General features: G+C 65.4%; 4 protein-coding genes. 2 read left to right on the top strand and 2 right to left on the bottom strand.

Features of this window, described 5'->3' with window-relative positions; genetic code table 11:
- Together MOV74_RS35295 and prfA are read left to right on the top strand one after the other, a co-directional pair.
- Positions 1–621: putative PEP-binding protein (locus MOV74_RS35295; protein WP_309486868.1), on the top strand; the 621-nt coding region annotated here is incomplete at its 5' end.
- Between the two features lie 56 nt (positions 622–677).
- Positions 678–1,763 carry a peptide chain release factor 1 gene (gene prfA, locus MOV74_RS35300; RefSeq protein WP_091966068.1) on the top strand — a complete coding sequence of 362 codons (1,086 nt, stop codon included), beginning with the start codon at positions 678–680 and terminating at the stop codon, positions 1,761–1,763.
- A gap of 51 nt (positions 1,764–1,814) precedes the next feature.
- On the opposite strand, the gene MOV74_RS35305 is transcribed toward prfA, so the two are convergent.
- Both MOV74_RS35305 and MOV74_RS35310 read right to left on the bottom strand, forming a co-directional pair.
- Positions 1,815–2,285 (bottom strand): MarR family winged helix-turn-helix transcriptional regulator, encoded by a 471-nt coding sequence (locus MOV74_RS35305; RefSeq protein WP_246931735.1) that lies wholly within the window; start codon positions 2,283–2,285, stop codon positions 1,815–1,817.
- A gap of 119 nt (positions 2,286–2,404) precedes the next feature.
- The coding region (locus MOV74_RS35310; RefSeq protein ID WP_246931737.1) for a hypothetical protein at positions 2,405–2,814 on the bottom strand (410 nt) is incomplete at its 5' end.

The following is a 2,814-nucleotide window of genomic DNA, read 5'->3' on the forward strand; positions in this document are numbered from 1 at the left end:
GGCCAGATCCGCGCGCTGCTGCGCGCCGGCGGCGGCCGCGCGCTGCGCATCATGTTTCCGATGATCTCGGAGGTCGCCGAATTCGATTCGGCGAAGGCCCTGGTCGAGCGCGAGCTCACTTACTTGCGTCAGCACGGCCATACGCTGCCTGAACGAATCGACATCGGCACCATGGTCGAGGTCCCGGCCCTGCTCTATCAACTCGACGAGCTGCTGCGGAAGGTCGACTTCATCTCGGTCGGCTCCAACGATCTGTTCCAGTTCCTGTTCGCGGTCGACCGCGGCAACGCAAAAGTCTCCGAGCGTTTCGACACCATGTCAGCGCCGATCCTGCGCGCGCTGCGCGAGATCGCGCTCAAATCGCATGCGGCAAAGAAGTCGCTCTCGCTCTGCGGCGAGATGGCATCCAAGCCGATCGGCGCGCTGGCCCTGATTGCGCTGGGCTACCGCTCGCTGTCGCTGTCGGCAACCGCGCTCGGTCCGGTCAAGGCGATGGTGATCGATCTCGATGCCAAGAAGGCCGAAGCCATGCTCGGCCCGCTCCTGGACGCGCCGTCGGGCAGCGTCTCGATCCGGCAGAAACTGACGGAATTTGCCGAGGCCGAAGGCCTGGCATTGTAGCGGGCCTGTCCCGCTCCCTGCCGCCTCGCCTCCTTCCGCCATTTGAGACTGAACCGATGTCGTCACTCCCCGAAGCCAAACTGGACGTCCTGCTCGCGCATCACGCCTCGCTCGAAGCCGAATCGCTGGGGCAGCTCGCCTCCGAACGCTACGTGCAGATCACGCGCGAGCTCGCCGAGATCACGCCGCTGATCGAAGCGGTGAAGGCTTACCGGGCTGCCGTCAAAGAACTCGCCGACACCGAGGCGCTGATCGCCGATCCCGCGACCGATGCCGAGATGCGCGGCATGGCGGAAGCCGAACGCGACGAGCTCGCACCGAAAATCGAGGAGCTGGTCCAGAAGATCCGCGTTGCGCTGCTGCCCAAGGACGCCATGGACGATCGCAACGTGGTGCTGGAAATTCGCGCCGGCACCGGCGGCGACGAGGCCTCGCTGTTTGCCGGCGACCTATTCCGGATGTACGAGCGCTTCGCTGCCTTGCAGGGCTGGAAGGTCGAGGTGATCTCGGCCAGCGAAGGCACCGTCGGCGGCTACAAGGAAATCATCGCGGAGGTGCAGGGGCGCGGCGCGTTCTCCAAGCTGAAGTTCGAATCCGGCGTGCATCGCGTGCAGCGCGTGCCCGACACTGAGACGCAGGGGCGCATCCACACTTCGGCCGCGACAGTCGCCGTGCTGCCGGAGGTCGAGGATGTCGACGTCGACATCAAGAACGACGATCTGCGCATCGAGACCATGCGCGCGCAAGGAGCCGGCGGCCAGCACGTCAACAAGACCGAATCGGCGATCCGCATCACCCACATTCCGACCGGCATCGTGGTGATGATGCAGGACAGCCGTTCGCAGCACAAGAACCGTGCCTCCGCCATGAACATCCTGCGCTCGCGCATCTACGACGCCGAGCGCCAGCGTGTCGACGCCGCGCGCTCGGCCGAGCGCAAGGAGAAGGTCGGCTCCGGCGACCGCTCTGAGCGCATCCGCACCTATAATTTTCCGCAAGGGCGCGTCACCGACCACCGCATCAATCTGACGCTCTACAAGCTGCCGCAGGTGATCGCGGGCGAAGCGCTGGGCGAGCTGACCGACGCGCTGACCACCGAGCACCAGGCCGCGCAACTCGCCGCACAAGGCGCAGCGGCCTGAATCCGCGCTTCAGCGTGTCTTGTTCAGCGCGCCTCATTTGGCGCGGCTTATTCAGCGTGCCTTGGCCCGGAACGATCGCAGGAGCTTGGCCAAGGCGGGAGCGGCGGCACTCAGCTCGTCCAGATGAATGCGCGACAGCGACCGCAGCTTCTGCTCGCCCTTGGCCGTCAGCTTGACGAGAACACGCCTTGCGTCCTCGGGATCGGCTTCCCGGCCGATCAGCTTCAGTTTCGCCATGCGATCCACCAGCTCCACCGCCGTATGGTGCCGGATCAGGAGGAAGCCGGCGATGTCGCCGACGCTGGCGCCGTCGGGGCCTGCCAATCCCTTGATCGCCAGCAACGCCTGGTGCTGCTGCGGCGTCAACCCGGCGTTCTGGGCCGCGGCTTCGCTGAAAGCAAGGAAGGTTCGCAACTGGCGGCGGAATTGGGCAAGCGCCGTGTAATCGGCCTCACGCATTGCGCCGCCCTTTGCGGGAGCAGCACGCGCCGAGTGTCCAGTCTTCCGTTTCGATTCAGTCATCCGTGCCTTCGACCTCAGCCCGCCGGCGAAGCGGGAGCTGCCGAGACTAGCAAGGAAGCCCAGCCGGAACCACCGGCGGGCGTCGCGGATGCACAAATATGGAGGCTTTTGCAGCTCTCCTATTCGTAGTTGGACAGCAGGATCTTCACCAGGATGACCTGAAACGCGATCGGAATACGAACACTCTTCCGCCTGATCGAACGCTGCAGCGCACTGACGATCTCGGCGCTGGTCAAGGCGCCGTCGGATGCATTGGTGATCAACCCACCCCACATCTGCGACAGCGAGCCGCCGGGCGGGATGACCGGCCTGATGGTCACGCCACAGCCCTGCGCCCAGTCGACGATCTCCCGCATCGTGTGAGGACCGCAATTGCGCGTCGTCGCAAGTCGCTCGGCCGTCAGCGCAAGCAGCAGCTCGCGCGAGGGCGACCAGGTCCCCTTCGGCGGCTGCTCGCCGGTGAGCTCGACCGCGAGTTCCTTCAAGACATTCTGGGCGCGCACGCTAAGTCGCTGCATCGGCACCGGCG

Origin of the sequence: Bradyrhizobium sp. SHOUNA76, assembly GCF_023006445.1 — a bacterium.
Classification (GTDB): Bacteria; Pseudomonadota; Alphaproteobacteria; order Rhizobiales; family Xanthobacteraceae; genus Bradyrhizobium.

Excerpts from the sequence above, each read along its gene's own strand:
- prfA (WP_091966068.1), top strand. The coding sequence starts at position 678 with ATGTCGTCACTCCCCGAAGCCAAACTGGACGTCCTGCTCGCGCATCAC.
- MOV74_RS35305 (WP_246931735.1), bottom strand. The coding sequence starts at position 2,285 with ATGACTGAATCGAAACGGAAGACTGGACACTCGGCGCGTGCTGCTCCC.